The following is a 16,518-nucleotide window of genomic DNA, read 5'->3' on the forward strand; positions in this document are numbered from 1 at the left end:
TTAGTTGACGTGTTCGTTAGGGTGGATAGATGCCCCGGCAGTCGGCCGGTGATGGACGTCGAGCGTAAGGAGCAGTCATGGGTTTGGATGACAAAATCAAGAACGCCGCAGAGAAGGTTACCGGTAAGGCAAAAGAAGGTCACGGCGAAGCAACCGGCGACGAGAGCCTGAAAGCCGACGGTCAGAAAGACCAGTCAAAGGCAGACCTCAAAAGTGCTGGCGAAAACGTCAAGGACGCCTTCAAGAAGTAACCGTTAGATCTTGCACAAGGGTGGGTACGGCTCGGGTCGTACCCACCCTTTTCTGTGAGCCAGCACTGTTTCACGCCCAAATAACCTGAGACCGTGCGCACGCACGCCTCGGAACGAGACCGGCTAGTTTAGCTATGGGCTGTACAGAGAAAAGTTTCACAGATTCCCGAAAAAGCTGCTGCTAGCATTCACGCATGGGTGGTCTTCTCGGCATAGCTCTGGGCCTGGCAGTTGCCGGTCTCGACCCGGTGGGCGCCCTCATCGCCATCAGCGCACTAGCTAGCGGCATCCGCACGCCGTGGATCCTCGGGTACGGTCTAGTAGTAATTGTGGGAACCGCCGCGTTTGGGACACTCCTTTCGCTCACCGTGGGCAGGCAGCTTGCCAACGTTGACTGGGCATTCCTCATCCCGCAGGGAGCGGTGGGCGCGGTGTTGGAACTGGCGATCGCCGCAGCGCTACTTGTATGGGCGTACCGCCGCCTCCGTCGCCTGGGAGCATCAGCCAAAAAACCACAGCGCCGCCGACCGGGCGGCCCGGCCCTACTAGGACTTGGCGCGATCTTCACCGTTTCCGCCGTCCTCGATCCGACGTTCGTTGGCCTGGTGGTTGTCGCGGGCAGAAACGAACCAACCTGGCAGGTCCTCCTGGCACACAGCCTGTGGATCCTGATAAGCCAACTGCCCCTAACCGCGCTGTTAGTTGCGGTGGCACTGGGACAACATGAGAGAGCAGTGTCCTGGTTTCAAGGCTGGTGGACCCGCCATCAAACCACCGTGCACCACATCCTGACCGCAGTGCTCACGATCGCCGGCCTCACCCTGACCGTCGATGGCATCTGGTACCTGACCACCGGAAACTTCCTCATACCCGGGCCATAAACCAAACGTGATCTTGCGTGGGAAACACGACAGATAGCTCGACCCGCCACCCTATATGCCTTGTCTCACTCTGTAGCGTCACGAAAACCATGGTTTGTTGGACGGGCGGATCGAATAGCTTTACAGAGGTCGCTAGCGAGTTAGGGCCGAAATTTGATCCTGGGATAATCCGCGGTCGGCGTACAGCAGCATCATTGCCGTAGGGTCAGGATCGTAGTTGTCCGGCCCCTCCCATTCTTTGTGGAGTCCAACTCTTTCGATCGCCCGCTGGGAACGTGTGTTGCGCTCCGCGACAACAGCCGTTATTGGAATCTCGGGACGTGTCGACTGGGCAAGTCCTATGCCAGCTAGGGCGACTTCCTGAGCGTAGCCGCACCCCCAGCTCTGGGGACGCAGACTAAAGGATAGGTTCCATGCGATGTCTGCTTGCAGCTGGCAGCCACCCATGCCGACCACCTCGCCCGACGGGCCACCTTCCAGGAGTACCCACAATCCGTGCCCACGCTGTTGCCACTCAGCGATTCTGCGTTGGAGGACTGTTTGGGTGTGGGTAATTGAAGGGTGAGCGAGCATTGGGTCACATTCAATGAGGCGAGTGTCTGAGTACATTCGGAACAACTCGTCCGCATCGCTAAGAACAGGTCGACGCAATGCCAGCCGACCACTTGAAGTTTGGGTTACTTGTTCGATGTTGATCCTACCTTCGGGCGTCTTTTCTGACATTCGTCCAGTATCCGAGTGGGCTGCTGTGGGGATTTCGGACAGCGGTTTTGATGGTTTTTCTCTACGCTGCCACGGCTGGCTGCTGGTAACTGTAATGGACTTCGTTGGGCCGGCGATAATCGAGGGCTGAATGCCGGCGGCGACTGTTGTAGAAGCCCTCGATGTAGCGGATGACGTCTCGTTTTGCTTGTAATTTGGTGGCGTATACGGTCCGGTAGACACGCTCATTTTTCAGTGCTGAGAAGAATGATTCGGCCATGCTGTTGTCCCAGCACACACCCGTGCGTCCCATTGACGATCGCATGCCCAAACCGGTCACCAAGGCCCTGAACTCGGCCGAGGTGTAGACGCTGCCCCGATCGGAGTGCCAGATCGCGGCCGGCTCGATCCAGGTCGTAGCGGCGGCGTTCTTGAGCGCATCCGCTACGAGCTCGGTGCGCATGTGATCGGCGATGGACCAGCCGACAGCTTTCTTGGAGTAACAATCGATGACGGTGGCGAGGTAGACGAACCCTTGCTACGTGTGAATAGAGGTGATGTCGCCGACGAACTTCACGCCGGGGCGGTCAGCGGTGAAGTCCCGCTTGACGAGGTCGGGCATGCCCGCGGCTGCCTCAGCGTCGGTCTCGGTGGTGATGCGGAACGGACGTGGCTGACAGGCCACCAGGCCTTGGTAGCGCATGATGTGCCGTACCAGCTCGGGAGAGCACTCGGTTCGTTTCGCGGCGAGATCGGCGTGGATGCGCCGGTACCCGTAGGTACCCTCGGACTCCTCGAAGTAGTGCTGGATCCTGGCTGTCAGGGCCTCGCGGCGGGCCGCCGTGGCTGATTTCGGACGGGTGGCCCAGTGATAGAAACCGGACGTCGAGACGGCGAACCAGCGGCACATTTTCACCACTGCATTCAGATTGGACGGGTCGGCTTTTTGGGAATCGATGAATTCATACTTGCTCACTACCGCTGCTCCCGCGCGAAGTAAGCGCTGGCATTTTTCAAAAAGGCAGTCTCTGCCCGCAGCTCTTGAACTTCGCGCTCGAGCTCCTTCAGCCGGGCCCGTTCCGAGAGCGTCAGGTCCGCCTCCGTGCCGCCGTTGGCCTGGCGGTACTTGACCAACCAGTTGCGGAGCGTCTCGGGACCGACACCGTACGAGGTGGCCACGTCCTTGATCGGCTTGGACGTGTTGATCACCTCGCGGCACAGCTCGTCCTTGAACTCCTGGGTAAATCGTCTTCGTGATGCGGTCATGCTGATCTCTACTTTCGGTAGACCCTCATTTTAAGAGGGCCCACTGTCCGAGATCTCCACAGCAGCTCACAGTTTGGATTCCAGCTCCGCGTTGGAGGGCTTTCTACTCGGCATGGTTCATCTAATTCTGATGCGCTCAAACGATGGTTTGAGTGACGGTGCTGAGTAAGACGAGGGATGTGGGCGACACGCCAAGCTGTCTGTCTCGTTATTCGCGCCCGCTTCAGATTGGTGGGGACCTACGTTTGTGCAGCTAACGCCATACGGTCACCCATTCTGGGATTCTTATCGAGGCGTGCTCAGGTCGGAGCGTGGTGAGTTTTATTCATCATGATCAGCCCGCTCGCCTCACGGCTCGGGCTGACTTTCTTTAACCGGGGGATCGGCATCAAACCCGGGACGGTTCAGAGTGCCTACCGCGGGAGCTGAGAGCCCTTACGGCCCATGTGGTCCACTTCTGAGCTTCGTTGTAGGCATCCACAATTGAATAGGAGATCCGGCCCCGCAGCTGCCGGATGTAATCAGGAAGTTAGGTAACTGAATTTTCCTGCACCACGGGTCCGGAATACTCTGCTAGGACGTCATTGCCTGATCCGATGCCGGAGGGGTCCGCAATTATCGCGGCCTGCCGGTCGGCGTCGCTGCCAGCCCTGTCTTTGGCCATGTTCGTGAGCAGGGAAAGCTGGTGTTCAAGTGCCGGACGGCGGGCCGGAGGCGCTACCGAGAGGAGATCTTCCAGGGCCGCGCGGAGCCGACGGGAGACTTGGGGGCTGCCGGCCCCGGTTTGACGGATTTCGTCGAAGGCGAGGCGGACGTATCCGTGCCATCCTATGGCGGGGATGGTCAGTCGCAGTGTGCCGTCCTCGTCATGGTATTCGCCGGAGTTCAGTGGGCGCTGCGCGATTTGGCGCAAGATGTCGTGGATCCGGTCAATTGCCTGCACCGCGGTTGTCGGATCCTGAAAGGGCCCAGATGATAGGGTGCGTTCGGCGATGTCTACCAGCATCCTGATTCCGTAGGCCACGTCCTGGTTTAGGGTGCGTTCGGGACCGAGAGCAATGTTCTTGACGACGTCGGAGTGTGAGAGATTAGTGGGTGTGCCGCTGATCCTCACCAGCGCGGCATCGGTGGGAACGAAGTCGCCGACCGCCCACAGCACATCCAGCCGGCAGTTACTTCGGTGGGCAAGGTTGACCAGGCGAGCGTGGTCGATGGTGAAGATAATCCCGCCGATATGTGTGGCGACCAGGTCAGGTGCGGTGTCGTTATTTGTGCCTTCATCCGGGTGCACATGGCCGAGGGTGGTCATGGTGTCGTTCGCGACCCATCCGACGAGCGCAGCGACCCGCAGCGCCTGCCCAATATGGTTGACGTACCAGACCAGTGTGCCGATGCAGCACAGCACCAGGATGGTTGCTGCGATGAGGGCCAGACCCGGGACGGTGCCGCCTTCCGGTGTGGTGCGGACCGCCCTCATGGAGAGGAGGGAGTGGGCGAAAGTGCCGGCAAAGAGGCCGATGGTCACCTGGCTGGGCCGGTCTTGCAGGATCTGTCGGACGATCCGCGGTGAGAACACTCCCATGGCGAGTTGCACTACGACCACCACTAGTGAGAGCACCAGCCCGGTCAGGGTCAGCATTGAGAAGGAAATGAGATAGAGGATCTGCATCGCCGCAGTCGGATCTCCGGTGATGCTTTGAGGGATCAGGGTGCCGTCATCGATAGTTGTGGTGATCACGGACAGGACAACCCCGCCAAGAATGAAGAAAAGTGGAATGAACCAGAGGCTGGTCTTGAGCCAGTGTTTGATCCGGAACGTTCTCATCTGTAACTCCCTACCTTCACCGGCACACCGGCGGTCTATAACCTCCCGCGGTGCAGTCTGCAGGATTATTTGGGTACCTCTATAGGCAACTCAGGATAGCGCCAACGCCTGATTGGAAGCATGGAAAACATTTGACTGACGAGCGTCGAGATTTTACGTCGGCTGAGGGGAAACCCCGCGTTAGCCGAAAGATACCCTCAAAGCTTTCTATTGATACCGCACTCAGACCGCTGAAATGGCGGCGGCAGCAGTAATCCGAGAATCCGACATAGCCACACAGTCACTGGACTCCTACCCGGGGACCCAACCACTTCGAACCGGGAAATTCACCTGTGAGCAGGCAGATAGTTTCATCGCTGGTCCCGATCCAGCTAAAGGCCACGCCAGGAGATAGCAGAGACCCTCTTTGGCAGCCTCCGCCGCTATTCCAACCTCACACTCACACGACATAGTGCACTCCTGGTATTTGCCGACTACTCAAATTAACCGCTCCGTCAGGAGATAGGCCCACTAGGGCCAGTGGATCGGAGTATAGGCGGACGCCGCGGTGCGCATCAGTTTGGTGCTCGCGGCCAAAGTGGCGCTAGTAGTGACCAGGTCGTGCTGATTGTCTATGCGGTCAAGTTCTTCAGTTAGTTCCTCCAGGCGAGCACTCGTTTCAGGGTGCGGTTGTGCATCCCGGATGTACTCTATATCGAGCTGACGATGCGTTCTGCTGTTAAGTACCTCTAACTGAAATTGCTCCAGGATGGTCAGGTCTTCAGGGAAGGGTTCCTCAGGCGCGATCCGGCTCGGATCAGCCGGGTGCACATACTCACTCCCGTCTGCTTCTCCTGCCAAAAGTGCTGCTTCGTGGGTAGCGACTGATTGAGGCGATGTCGGATACGAAGCGTGCCAGTTTGAACCCACACCTAGGTGGTTTGGCTGCGTGTCCGGTTGACCGTCAACGGCGGTTTTCTGGACGGGCCCGATGACCGTCCACGATGGATAAATTTCTAGCCTTTTGAGAGCTTTGCGATCCACTAAGCGAGCCCCGCTGAGATCGATAGTGATTTTCAAGTTGGGGGCTAAATAGCTGGTGCGAACAACGATCCGGATCAGCGCGTCACAGTTTGACTGTGTTAACGATCCGCGAATGACCACGGTCGCGAAGTTCATATCGGTATTGACCTGGATAAGGGTGCTGAGCCGCAATTCCGGAGCTAGGTGCCCAGTCTTCTGGGCGTCTCCGTGCTTTTCAAGAGTTGCCATGAATCCTAACCCCATCTAATCGACATCCGCATAGTCCATGCGGTCATGCCGGGGTCTGGGGCACTACCTAACAGTAGCCTCCTAGAAGGAACCATGGTTAGCCCGAGACCGATTTAATGCCGTTGAAGTGCATGGAATCGATCGTTCACGAGGCGTCTAGCTCCTAACCCGAACACCTGGGTGGACACCCGCTCCTCACCAACATTCTGTAGCCAGCACAACAAATAGACAGTAGGCTTACGATTGAGCCTTCAGTTGAAGGTCTTTTCGAAGTTTAAGGAACAACGATGCGCAAAACTGCAGCCACTGCCGCACTGTCCCTAGCCATACTGACCGGCCTGGCGGCTCCCGCCACTGCCACGGTAGAGCCTGAACCGGCTACCCAAGAGACCCAAGAAAGCGACGACGACGGTGACGCGGGCTTGTGGGGTCTCCTCGGCCTCTTGGGCTTGGCGGGTCTGGCAGGCCTCAAAAGGAACAAGAGAGATGATGACCCCCGGGGCCAGCGCTAAAGGGCGAACCCACCCCTAAACGCCCCCAGCACCTGTTCGCACAGCAGATTTCACTAGGTGTATCAGGCTTAGCGAAGCGCTGCGCTACCAAAAGGTCAGACCGCAGCGAGCGGTACGGCAATTCATGTCCGAGGCGGATAATCGGGACCGCTGCCTTTCACCCCTTGATCGAGCCGGATTCGCTCGTCGAGTATGCTGACTAATCGCTAAGCCGGTCGAGGATGGGCTGACTGGACATGCACGCGCTTCTGCGAACGTCTCTCCGCCTGCACTGCTGAGCAGCGGGTTTATGGTTAAGCCAGGACCGAATACCGGGAGTGATTGAAGGCACCGATTCACGGGGCGGTGCTTCGGAGGAGCCATGACTGAGATGCACGTGGAGTTGGGTTCGGATAACGCCCGGCTGTGCACACCGTTTCTTGAACAATTACCGGTCACGGGCGCTTCTGTGTCCGTCTTCGGCGGATCAATGAACGCGACGTTGCTGCATGCCACCGATCCTGTTGCGGCCAGATTAGATGAGCTGCAGTTCGATCTGGGTGAAGGCCCACGGTGGGAAGCCCTCCGCACCCGCCTCCCAGTACTCTTACCGGATCTACAATCCGCGGATCACCATTTATGGCCCGTATTTGGGAAAGCACTAGCCGAGACGGGCGCAGCGGCGTTGTATGTTTTCCCGCTGGCCGTCGGAACGATCGATATTGGGGTAGTGGAACTGTATAGAACGTCGCCGTGGACCCTGACCCTTTCCGACCAAGTCACGGCGTCCACCCTCGCGGACCAGACGTCGTGGACAGTGTTGCGCCAGTTATTGAATGACAGCGCTGGTACCGATGATGGATCATCTCCAGGACATGCTTATCCATCGCGTAGGGAAATTCATCAGGCCACCGGCATGGTTCTTGTCCAGGCAACGCTACCGGCAGCGGATGCCCTGTTGCTGTTGCGTGCCCACGCGTTTGCTAACGGGCGCACGCTCACGGAAACCGCCCAGGATGTCGTTGCTCGTGAACTGGATTTTTCCTCGACTATTTAACGGAACCAGCACCTTGTGCTGGAGTAAGGTGGGCGTATGGTGACTACATCGCGTGCGGAGCGGGTTGGCGCAGCGTTTGTGAAACTCACAGACACACTCGTCACTGACTACGATGTGCTGGATCTCCTTCAAACCCTGGTGGAGGAGACCGTTGATCTGCTCGACGCCAGTGCAGCTGGCCTGTTATTGGTCGATCCTGACGGGGAGCTGCAAGTAGTGGCCTCCACGAGTGAGGAAACCCAACTGGTAGAGATATTGCAGCTCCAAGCCGGGGAAGGCCCCTGCGTCGAATGCTTCAAAACAGGTGTAGTGATCACCATCGATAGCATCGATTCCATGGGCGGACGCTGGCCCGAATTTCAGGCCGCGGCGCTGAGCCAAGGCTTCCACTCCATCCACGCAATCCCGCTACGCGTGAAAGACCGGACAATTGGGGCTATGGGATTGTTCGGTCACCAGCCCGGTGCGTTGACCGACGAAGACTCAGCCATCGGGCAAGCCTTGGCACACGTTGCGACCATTGGTCTGCTCCAGGAGCGCGCGATCCGCGAAAGCACGCTCGTTAACGACCAGCTGCAGAATGCGTTGAACAGCCGGGTCCTGATTGAGCAGGCAAAGGGCGTCATTTCTCAGACCAATAATGTGGACATGACCGAAGCCTTCAGCAGGCTCCGCCACTACTCGCGTTCCCACAGTCTCGGCTTGCAGCAGACGGCCGGCAAAATTATTGAAGGTTCCCTGACCCTTTAGCGCTAGCTATATTTGCTGTCTCTGAGGTCAAGTTCTTCAGTCAGTTCCTCTAAGCGAACATTGGCTTCAGGATGTGCCTGAATATCGCAGATGTACTCCATATCAAGTTGACGATGCATTCTGCTGTTGAGCACTTCTGTCTGGAACTGATCCAAAACGGTCAGGTCCTCGGGGAAGGGTTCCTCAGGGGCGAACCGACTCGGGGCAACCGGCGTCCTTCTTCAGGCCCGAATCAGACGCGCTCCAATAAGTAATCTTTGGACACCCGGCGACGGGTAAGTGTCGGTGCTGGGCTTTAACGTGGTGGTGCCGGTGACCTGGGACAGCATGGGGGTAACTTCCAGGGCACCGGCACCGAGAGCCGCTATCTCTGGCGGTCCTCACATCAAAAGGGTACTCACCGTTTATGAGAGCTAGCAGGGTGGCGGTTGTCCCGTGGGCACGTCGAAAAGGTACAGGCGGTATTACGACAGGCTGTTGGATAGGTGGATTGAAGAGCTGGTGATGCGTGAGGAACCAATAATGCTCACCGAGGCCGAACTGGACCTGCCCTCTACCCCAGCACAGGACTTCCCAGCACCACGGAGGGTGTACGTGTGGATTCGCTACCCATCGAGCGCGTACCGGGTTCAGGGACACGCGACAGCGTGGACGAAAACAGCCGTTAAAGTGTCCTTCTTTGAGCCGGGAATCAGAATCCAGCGTGAGGGCTGGGTGTGGGTCGGTTCGGTCACTCCCGCCGCCCCGGATGAAAAGTAGTGCGTCTAGTTCTGCGCGTACCTGGTGCGTGTTTCTTCTTCGGTGATCCCCAGTAGCTCCGCGATCTCGTACCATATCGCGCCCTCGTGGCGGGCTAGTTTCACCGCTGCCGCTAGTTCCCGCTGCGCCCGCACAAGGTCTGACTGTTTGCTCTCCAACAGGGTTTCCCAGCCCTCGATGAGGAAACCTCGGCCCATCATGTCGTCGTCGTCGGAGAGCTCGAAGCAATCCCCTAATAACCGGTACTGGTGCATCAGCTTCCCGGCTGCGTCGGGGTCCAATCCGTCGAAATCGTTGGTATCACTGGGGCCTGCATAAGGCTTGTTCCTCACAGTGGATCTCCTTTGCTCTAGCTGTCGTGGGCGAGTTGTGAAACTCGCTGGTGACTTAATCCAAGAATGGCCGCTATATCGCGCATGGTGTACCCACTGGAGCGCAGCGACGTAACCACCACACGAGAGGCCACCGCGGCCTCCTTGGAGAGCTCCTGGGCGCGTAAGGTTTTCTCCCGCGCCTCCTGCCAACTGTCCTCGGGTAGCTCCGGTGTCAGCATGGACACAGTGACCTGAACCTCTGCGAGGTCCACATTCCGGATTACAGCCGCGAGATCCGTCGCCATTTCCTGAATCTCTGCGACATTCCGGGCCTGGGTGGTTACCCCAAGTTCTGGAATCTCGATAACCCACCATTTACCCTCTCGTCGGGCGGCGGCATTGAAGGTCTGCACTGTCTATCTCACTCCTTGGTGGGGAGGCCGGCTACGGCCTCCCCCTCGATGGTTACCGCCAGCTCGGCGGGATGATCGGCAGCAACTTAGCTACCTGCCGGACGACTCCGGGGCTGAGGGTGCGGTGTCGCGGTATGGCGACGGTCTGCGTCCCGTCTGCACTGGCCTACACGGTGTGCCTCCCTCCCGTGCGGATTACCGTAAATCCAGCCTTGGACAGCTCTTGCTCTGCCTGCTTCGTTTTGATTTCCTTCATACTATTAGTCTAGTCCCCCTAGCACAAGTAGTGCAAGGGGGACTAGACAGAAAATACTAGGCAGCTTGCCTGCATCAATGACTCGTTGAATGTTGACGGGATTCAGTCCTGACCAGTGGGTGTCATCGTCTACCACCACAACGGGAGCCTGGGAGTAGCCCAGTTCCTCGGTGATGTACTCCAGCGCTGCGGGCGTCTCGGCGAGGTCCACTATCTGGAGCTCAACCGCTGCGGCTTGGAATTTCTCGATGGTCTTGCCACAGCCAAAACAGCCTGGTTTGGTGTAGACGGTAATTGCAATCATGGCGTGAGTCTCCTTCATTTTCGACCTGGTGTGTAGCACCGCCAGTAGCGGGTCCCCCTCGGTACTGCCTACCAACAGGCTTGTCAAGGGGGACTAGACACGCTAGGCGGCTTGTTCTGCTTCGGTGCTGGTGAGTGCTTCGGCGATGGTGTGAACTGTTGTGAGGACGTTTGCGGCGGTGCTGCGGATGAGGTCTATGTCTGCTGCTGCCCAGTGGGCGACGTAGCCGACGCTGTAGGCGCTGGTGTCGAGTCCGAGCATTCCGGCGACGACGTAGGCCACGGATTCGGCTTCTGTCTCCTTGGTGCCTCGGTGTGCCACGTACTCGGCGGGGTCCTCGTCGGCGTGCATGAGGACGTGTGCGGCTTCGTGGATCATGGTCTTGGCTGTCTGTGCTGGTGAGAGCCGGGCATCGACGGCTACGCGCTTGCTGCCGTCCGTGGTGGTGTAGCCGTTGGTTTCTCCGGGGATCTCTTCGCGCTCAACGCTCCAGCCAAAGGACTCTAGGTAGCTGGTGACGGTGGCCGCGATTCCGGCCTCATCCTCGCCGGTGAGGCGCGTGGTGGGGTTTGAGTAGTCCTCTGCGCCTTCCATGGGTTCGGTCTGATCGAGATCGAACACGCTCAGAATGGGAAAGCGGGCGATCTTCTTTTCTTCCTCTTCGCCGGTCTCGCCGTTCTCCACGGTGATTTTCTTGGTGCTGTACCCGAAGATTTTGAGTGCCTTCTCCCCCTTACTGACCTGTCGGCCTTTGGCTTGCCACTGACGGAAACCGGCGCACGCCGTGGCCGTGGGGCGCTGGGCCAGAATCAACATGAGGTTATTGAGGCTGTAGGCGTGAAATGAGCGGGCGAAATCAAGGAACTTCATCCACTCCTCGGTGTTGGTGAGCGCTTCAACCTGACTGGTGAGCTGATTGTGGAGGGCTTCGGCCTGGGCTTTGCGTTCCTCGGGGGTCCGGGTGTTCTTCTTGATAGTCATTGCTTTTTTTCCTTCCGTTCAGCTTGTTCTCTTAGGTTTGGTCTACTCCCCCTAGACACATTTTGTCTAGTCCAAATAGACAGAATTTGTTTATGCTGTGTGGCCGGTGTCGTATCCGCCGAATGGTGAGCGACCGGGAACGTGTCGCCTTGCTCCGGGGGCGCGTGAGGTTCGCACGGGTGCGCCGTCGATGGTGAAGGCTTCGGGGTATCCCTCGGGGAGTTTGAAGCGGTACCCGCCGCTGTCCTGGGCTGTGGCCGTGACGGTGGGGAGATTTCGCCACCCGGGCCAGCACTGGTCTAGGTGGTCCTCTACGGCGGCGTTTTCGTTGTCGTGAATAGCGGTAACGTTTCCGCAGCCTTCGCAGTAGACGCGGTAGAGCAGATCCCCCACGCATGAGCATTTCTCGCGGTGGTGGTCGCAGCGGGTGTCAGCGCTCACCACGTAGCTTTGGTGTCCGCCGTGCATGGTGCAGTTGTTGCCGTACTGGTAATCCCAGCTGCTCCACATGTGGGACTGTGGCCGTGCTCCCATCGAGCCGTGCTCGTACCTCCAGCGGGTGTCTGCTTTCTGGAACTCTTCGCGGCTGTGGGGTTCGACGGTGAAACTCAGCGGTGCTGTGATTGGCTCGGCTGCTTCCAGTGCGTCGAATAGGTCTATCTGGTGTGCTAATTGCTGAACCATGCTGGTCCCTGCCCTTCCCCGTCGCTTTTTCCTGCTGGCGAGCTTGTCTCGCTGCGGCTGACGGAACAGGGTCTACCCGTAGGGACGTGGGCACGGGAGTTTTTCTAGGAAATAAGCGAAGCGCCTGGGAAAAGTCTTGGGCACTAAGGCCGGCGCAGCCGGTAGAAGCTGTGGAGCAGGCGCATACACTCCCCCAGTCAGCAGAAAAAGCCTGTAGCTAAGCGTGAGCGACGTGCTCTAATGCCCTGGGTTGATTCACTAACTGGACAGCGAAACGGCCACCCCTAACCGGGGGTGGCCTCGCCCAAGCGGGAGCTAGTTAGGGTGCTATTTGCCCCACCTGGTGCGGATTGCTTGCTCAACGGCTTCGCGGACGGTGATTCCTTCGGCCTCTACAGCGGCGTCGAGAAGTTCTTGAACGTCCTGAGAGATTCGGGTGCTGAAGGGGAACGTGAGTTCACGTTTGCGCCTAGTTCGGGTGGTCCCCGCTGCGGCAGCTGGAGCGGCCACGGCCTGAGCTGCTGGTGAGTAGTCCACCGGATCTACAGTTTCATCGGGTGCAGGCTGCGGACGGCGGCGGGCGGGGAGAGCTGCTGGCCGGTCTTGAATGTTCTCTGTCATCGGATTACCTGTTCTGCGATCTGGGTATAGGCGTCCACTACCGGGGCGCCTTTTCTGTATTTGCCGTACCACTCCTGGGTGACGCGCATTTCCTGGACGATCACCCGGTGCGGGATCAAGGGAGTCAGCAATAGGCCAGTGTCGCGGAGATCGTCGATACTCGTTGTAGCGACTCGGCTCATAATGGTGTTCTGGAGCGCCCCCAGGACAATTCCTGCCTCTGTGAGGTTGTCCGGTGCGCCGAGGCGCTTCCGGGCTTGGCGGAACTGTTCGACGCCGCGCCGCGCCCCCTCAACGCCGTCAACGCCGTCAACGGTAGGTGTTGCCGCGTAGACGATCGTTTTTAAGACACCCACCGAACGTTGCCGATCGAGGTCAAGACCCGGTGTCAGTGGCACCTACCCGCCTGTCTATGGCAGTGCAGTTGGGAATGATCTGAAATATCTGACTGAAGCGGTACATCACAATTGCATTCCAAAATGGCTAGCAAGCCTGCTGACCATTACGGACCGCAGCCCAGCAGACTACTATCAAATTGGAGGCTAAAGCCCGGTCTGGTGTTCGGAAATTATGTGCACGAATCAAAGATTAAGAACGGGCGTTCGCGTCGCTCGCATGGTGTGATGGCAGCCCGCTGGGGTGCTGCCTGGACCTACAAGATGGGTGCAATGAACAACTTTGAACGCCCGAAGTCCGATCCCGGGGTTGGGGCCGAAGCTGATCGTGCTGCGCTCACCGGACTGTTACTACGCACGGCTGACGGAGACCGTGAGGCTTTTACAGCCTTCTACCACCACACTGCGGGCCGGGTGTACGGACTAGCACGCAGAGTCATCATTAATGATTCGCTCAGCCACGACACCACCCAAGAAATATTTTTGGTGGTGTGGCAGGATGCCCACAAATACCGTCCCGCCGCAGGAACACCCCTGGCCTGGCTAATGACCATCACCCACCGCAGAGCCGTCGATAAAGTCCGCACAGAACAGAGGCGCATCACCCGGGAGGCGAACTGGGGTGCGGCCACCCAAACCATCGAATACGACGAGACGGCGGCGGGCGCCATCGGCAGGATCGAAGCCCAAAGCGTCATCGCGTCGTTGAAAACCCTGTCCCACGTGCAACGGGAAGCAATTTCCCTGGCCTATTACGCAGGGCTTACCTACCGGGAAGTCGCCGAAAAACTTGACCTGCCGCTGCCAACGGTCAAGAGCCGCATCCGTAACGGACTCTTACAACTACGAAGCTGCCTGGAAGCAGCCTAGGCGATGAACTACCGCCCCCAGCACACTGTAAGGTCCCTGAAATGTTAACCCGGAACCCGGACGCCGCCCCCAATATGCCAGTCCCACACACGAACAAGGCCAACCGCAATACCGGATATCCCAACCTGTACCGCAACCATTCGGGGTATCCGGACAAACCCGACCTGTCGATCTTGGACTCGGAAAATGAATAGCAAGGATCCTAATCCGGGATCTGGGGTAAGAGATGCTGTTATAGGGGAGGAAATACCTGGCGGTGTGCCAACCGGTATGACCCTTGGCGGGCGGTACAGGCTTGGCACTCTCATCGGTCAGGGTGGGATGGCATCGGTGTACCAGACGCGCGATGAGGTACTCGGCAGGGACGTGGCAGTCAAGCTTTTCCGTGCGGGCGCGATCGGAAATGATGAGACCGACCGGCAGCAGGGCGAGGCCAGAGTCCTGGCCGGACTGAGCCACCCCAACCTCGTCACGGTCTTTGACGTCGGCACGGAGACCGCAACGCTACACCCGCAAGCCTACCTAGTCATGGAATTGGTCCACGGCGAGGATCTCCACCGTGCCAAATACAATGCGCCACTCACCGAAGAAGAGACAGTGGCCATGGGCGCCGGAGTGGCCGACGCCCTTACATACATTCACGGCCGCGACATAGTCCACCGCGATGTGAAACCCGCCAACATCCTCCTCGGTAGCCATGGGGACGCTCAGCGGGCGCAGAACCCCAAACTCACGGACTTCGGCATTGCGCGGCTGATGGACGGGACACGGTTGACCGCCACTGGACAGTCCATCGGCACTGCCGCCTACCTGAGCCCCGAACAGGCTGAGGGCATTTCCGTCACTCCAGCTAGCGATATCTACTCTCTGGGGCTGGTGCTACTGGAATGCCTCACCGGAAACACCGCTTTCCCGGGGCCCGCGGCAGCATCCGCTGCGGCACGGTTGTATCGCGGCCCACCGGTTCCTGTCGCGCTGGGCAGCGGCTGGACCCAGCTACTCCAGGCCATGACCGCCCGGGATCCCTTAGAGCGCCCCAGCGCCGCAGATACAGCGTTAGCGCTACGTTCTCTCCCCGGTTCCGGTACTCCGCGAGCAACAGACAGTGATGATCAAAGGACATCAGATCTAGAGTCCATCTCAACGATTACGCCAACCTCAGCCCTCCGGCAAGGTTATGCGCCGCAGGATGGTCAGAAAACCTCAGCCATACCCACCGCCAGCAGGACAGGTAAATTACCCTCGCATTCAATCATCACCCCACCGGACGGGGATCTGGCGCAGCCGCATCGGGAAGGGAAGCAGGACCCTTCGGGGCAGCGCCGCAGACCGGGCGCCATGCAATGGGCGCTGATAGCTCTTATCCTGGCAGTTGCGCTGCTGGTTTTAACGGTGCTGATAGTGCCAGCCATCGACATCGGAGACGGACCCTCCCCCGTTCCCGTTCCCTATCCTGCGGCCCCAGGGGAACTCGGGGATCTACTGCAGGAGCTACAGGACAGCGTGGCACCACAATGACAATCACCCGATTCCTCAACCGCACCTCGGCGGTAGCTCTCAGCGTGGCTTTGCTCAGCGGCTGCAGCAACACCTCAGGGGGCTACAGCCCGGACGCGGCCCGACAGCTCCAATCCGAGGTGCTAGCCGTCACACGGCTCTCCGTCGACGAAAACTACGAAGAAGCCCTAAAAATTCTAGATAAACTCAGCGTCCGCCTGGACGCCCTGGCGTCCAGCGGATCCGTTCCACCCGACCGGCAGCAACGCATAGAAGACGCCATCGCCGCCCTCCGCACCCACCTCGATACCCGGGCCGGCGACCAATCAGATCCAACCCAACCTGCACCAGAACCGCAAACACCGTCACCGAAAGAATCCGCGCCTGCACCGAGTGAATTAGTTCCCTCATCCCCAGCTGCCCCTGCCCCACAGGGGCCACCTCCAGGTCCGGGTGCACCAGCACCGCTGCCGCCCATTGAACCACCACCGCTTCCAGCACCGCCCATTGAACCGCCGCCGCTCCCTCCACCACCCATTGAACCGCCGCCGCTCCCTCCACCCATCGAATCACCACCGCTCCCTCCGCCGCCCACTGAACCGCCGCCGCTCCCTCCGCCGCCGCTCCCTCCACCCATCGAATCACCACCGCTTCCAGCACCACCCATTGAACCGCCGCCGCTTCCAGCACCACCCATCGAACCACCACCCATCGAACCACCACCCATCGAACCACCACCCATCGAACCACCACCCATCGAACCGCCACCCATCGAACCGCCGCCGCTCCCAGCACCGCCCATCGAACCACCGCCCATTGAACCGCCGCCGCTCCCTGGTCCTTGAGTTGTCTGTGAGTACAACAGACGGTTCCATATAGGTCATCCGAAGGTTGATGTGTGAAGCGACGCGCGGGTCAGCATGGTCCAAATATTCTGGCGCTCGTGTTCA

At 59.0% G+C, this 16,518-nt stretch carries 19 protein-coding genes and 1 pseudogene; 8 read left to right on the top strand and 12 right to left on the bottom strand.

Features of this window, described 5'->3' with window-relative positions; genetic code table 11:
• Positions 1-77 precede the first annotated feature (77 nt).
• Both ACX80G_RS10820 and ACX80G_RS10825 read left to right on the top strand, forming a co-directional pair.
• Positions 78-251, top strand: coding sequence for a CsbD family protein (locus tag ACX80G_RS10820; protein WP_459258365.1), 174 nt, complete (start codon positions 78-80; stop codon positions 249-251).
• Positions 252-445: 194 nt separating this feature from the next.
• The gene (locus tag ACX80G_RS10825; RefSeq protein ID WP_459307651.1) at positions 446-1,132 is read left to right on the top strand and encodes a hypothetical protein; all 687 of its coding nucleotides are present in this window, start codon (positions 446-448) and stop codon (positions 1,130-1,132) included.
• A 132-nt stretch (positions 1,133-1,264) separates the two neighbouring features.
• Here ACX80G_RS10825 and ACX80G_RS10830 read toward each other — a convergent pair whose 3' ends face one another.
• The 4 genes and pseudogenes from ACX80G_RS10830 to ACX80G_RS10845 all read right to left on the bottom strand — a co-directional run bounded on the left by ACX80G_RS10830 (position 1,265) and on the right by ACX80G_RS10845 (position 6,176).
• The gene (locus ACX80G_RS10830) at positions 1,265-1,855 is read right to left on the bottom strand and encodes a GNAT family N-acetyltransferase (protein ID WP_459307652.1); all 591 of its coding nucleotides are present in this window, start codon (positions 1,853-1,855) and stop codon (positions 1,265-1,267) included.
• Between the two features lie 61 nt (positions 1,856-1,916).
• Positions 1,917-3,100: pseudogene (locus tag ACX80G_RS10835) on the bottom strand (IS3 family transposase).
• A 529-nt stretch (positions 3,101-3,629) separates the two neighbouring features.
• A complete protein-coding gene (locus tag ACX80G_RS10840; protein ID WP_459307653.1) occupies positions 3,630-4,925 on the bottom strand; it encodes a DUF2254 domain-containing protein in 1,296 nt (431 codons plus the stop codon).
• A 510-nt stretch (positions 4,926-5,435) separates the two neighbouring features.
• Positions 5,436-6,176: a hypothetical protein gene (locus ACX80G_RS10845; protein ID WP_459307654.1), complete on the bottom strand. Its 741-nt coding sequence runs from the start codon at positions 6,174-6,176 to the stop codon at positions 5,436-5,438.
• 287 nt (positions 6,177-6,463) lie between these two features.
• Here ACX80G_RS10845 and ACX80G_RS10850 point away from each other — a divergent pair, with 287 nt between their 5' ends.
• The 4 genes from ACX80G_RS10850 to ACX80G_RS10865 all read left to right on the top strand — a co-directional run bounded on the left by ACX80G_RS10850 (position 6,464) and on the right by ACX80G_RS10865 (position 9,233).
• Positions 6,464-6,688 carry a WGxxGxxG family protein gene (locus ACX80G_RS10850; protein ID WP_459307655.1) on the top strand — a complete coding sequence of 75 codons (225 nt, stop codon included), beginning with the start codon at positions 6,464-6,466 and terminating at the stop codon, positions 6,686-6,688.
• 361 nt (positions 6,689-7,049) lie between these two features.
• Positions 7,050-7,724, top strand: a complete 675-nt coding sequence (locus tag ACX80G_RS10855; protein ID WP_459307656.1) for a GAF domain-containing protein — start codon at positions 7,050-7,052, stop codon at positions 7,722-7,724.
• 36 nt (positions 7,725-7,760) lie between these two features.
• Positions 7,761-8,474 (top strand): GAF and ANTAR domain-containing protein, encoded by a 714-nt coding sequence (locus ACX80G_RS10860; protein WP_459307657.1) that lies wholly within the window; start codon positions 7,761-7,763, stop codon positions 8,472-8,474.
• A 477-nt stretch (positions 8,475-8,951) separates the two neighbouring features.
• The gene (locus ACX80G_RS10865; RefSeq protein WP_459307658.1) at positions 8,952-9,233 is read left to right on the top strand and encodes a hypothetical protein; all 282 of its coding nucleotides are present in this window, start codon (positions 8,952-8,954) and stop codon (positions 9,231-9,233) included.
• 5 nt (positions 9,234-9,238) lie between these two features.
• Here ACX80G_RS10865 and ACX80G_RS10870 read toward each other — a convergent pair whose 3' ends face one another.
• From ACX80G_RS10870 to ACX80G_RS10900, 7 genes are all read right to left on the bottom strand, one after another.
• On the bottom strand, positions 9,239-9,565 hold the full coding sequence (locus ACX80G_RS10870; protein ID WP_459307659.1) for a hypothetical protein: 327 nt from the start codon (positions 9,563-9,565) through the stop codon (positions 9,239-9,241).
• Between the two features lie 17 nt (positions 9,566-9,582).
• A complete protein-coding gene (locus ACX80G_RS10875; protein ID WP_459307660.1) occupies positions 9,583-9,960 on the bottom strand; it encodes a hypothetical protein in 378 nt (125 codons plus the stop codon).
• A 260-nt stretch (positions 9,961-10,220) separates the two neighbouring features.
• Positions 10,221-10,520 carry a glutaredoxin family protein gene (locus tag ACX80G_RS10880; protein ID WP_459307661.1) on the bottom strand — a complete coding sequence of 100 codons (300 nt, stop codon included), beginning with the start codon at positions 10,518-10,520 and terminating at the stop codon, positions 10,221-10,223.
• Between the two features lie 102 nt (positions 10,521-10,622).
• Complete coding sequence (locus ACX80G_RS10885; RefSeq protein ID WP_459307662.1) at positions 10,623-11,501, bottom strand: ArdC-like ssDNA-binding domain-containing protein; 879 nt, start codon at positions 11,499-11,501, stop codon at positions 10,623-10,625.
• A 90-nt stretch (positions 11,502-11,591) separates the two neighbouring features.
• A complete protein-coding gene (locus ACX80G_RS10890) occupies positions 11,592-12,185 on the bottom strand; it encodes a DUF6349 family protein (protein ID WP_459307663.1) in 594 nt (197 codons plus the stop codon).
• Between the two features lie 327 nt (positions 12,186-12,512).
• Positions 12,513-12,806: a hypothetical protein gene (locus tag ACX80G_RS10895; protein WP_459307664.1), complete on the bottom strand. Its 294-nt coding sequence runs from the start codon at positions 12,804-12,806 to the stop codon at positions 12,513-12,515.
• Positions 12,803-13,204 (bottom strand): hypothetical protein, encoded by a 402-nt coding sequence (locus ACX80G_RS10900; RefSeq protein ID WP_459307665.1) that lies wholly within the window; start codon positions 13,202-13,204, stop codon positions 12,803-12,805. The genes ACX80G_RS10895 and ACX80G_RS10900 overlap by 4 nt, the downstream gene beginning before the upstream one ends.
• Before the next feature lie 225 nt (positions 13,205-13,429).
• On the opposite strand from ACX80G_RS10900, the gene ACX80G_RS10905 reads away from it, so the two are divergent.
• The gene (locus ACX80G_RS10905) at positions 13,430-14,071 is read left to right on the top strand and encodes an ECF RNA polymerase sigma factor SigK (protein ID WP_459307666.1); all 642 of its coding nucleotides are present in this window, start codon (positions 13,430-13,432) and stop codon (positions 14,069-14,071) included.
• Between the two features lie 258 nt (positions 14,072-14,329).
• The gene (locus tag ACX80G_RS10910; protein WP_459307667.1) at positions 14,330-15,589 is read left to right on the top strand and encodes a serine/threonine-protein kinase; all 1,260 of its coding nucleotides are present in this window, start codon (positions 14,330-14,332) and stop codon (positions 15,587-15,589) included.
• Positions 15,590-15,775: 186 nt separating this feature from the next.
• Here the strand turns inward: ACX80G_RS10910 and ACX80G_RS10915 are convergent, their stop codons facing one another.
• Positions 15,776-16,378 carry a hypothetical protein gene (locus ACX80G_RS10915; protein WP_459307668.1) on the bottom strand — a complete coding sequence of 201 codons (603 nt, stop codon included), beginning with the start codon at positions 16,376-16,378 and terminating at the stop codon, positions 15,776-15,778.
• Between the last annotated feature and the right edge of the window lie 140 nt (positions 16,379-16,518).

Source organism: Arthrobacter glycogeni, assembly GCF_054510815.1.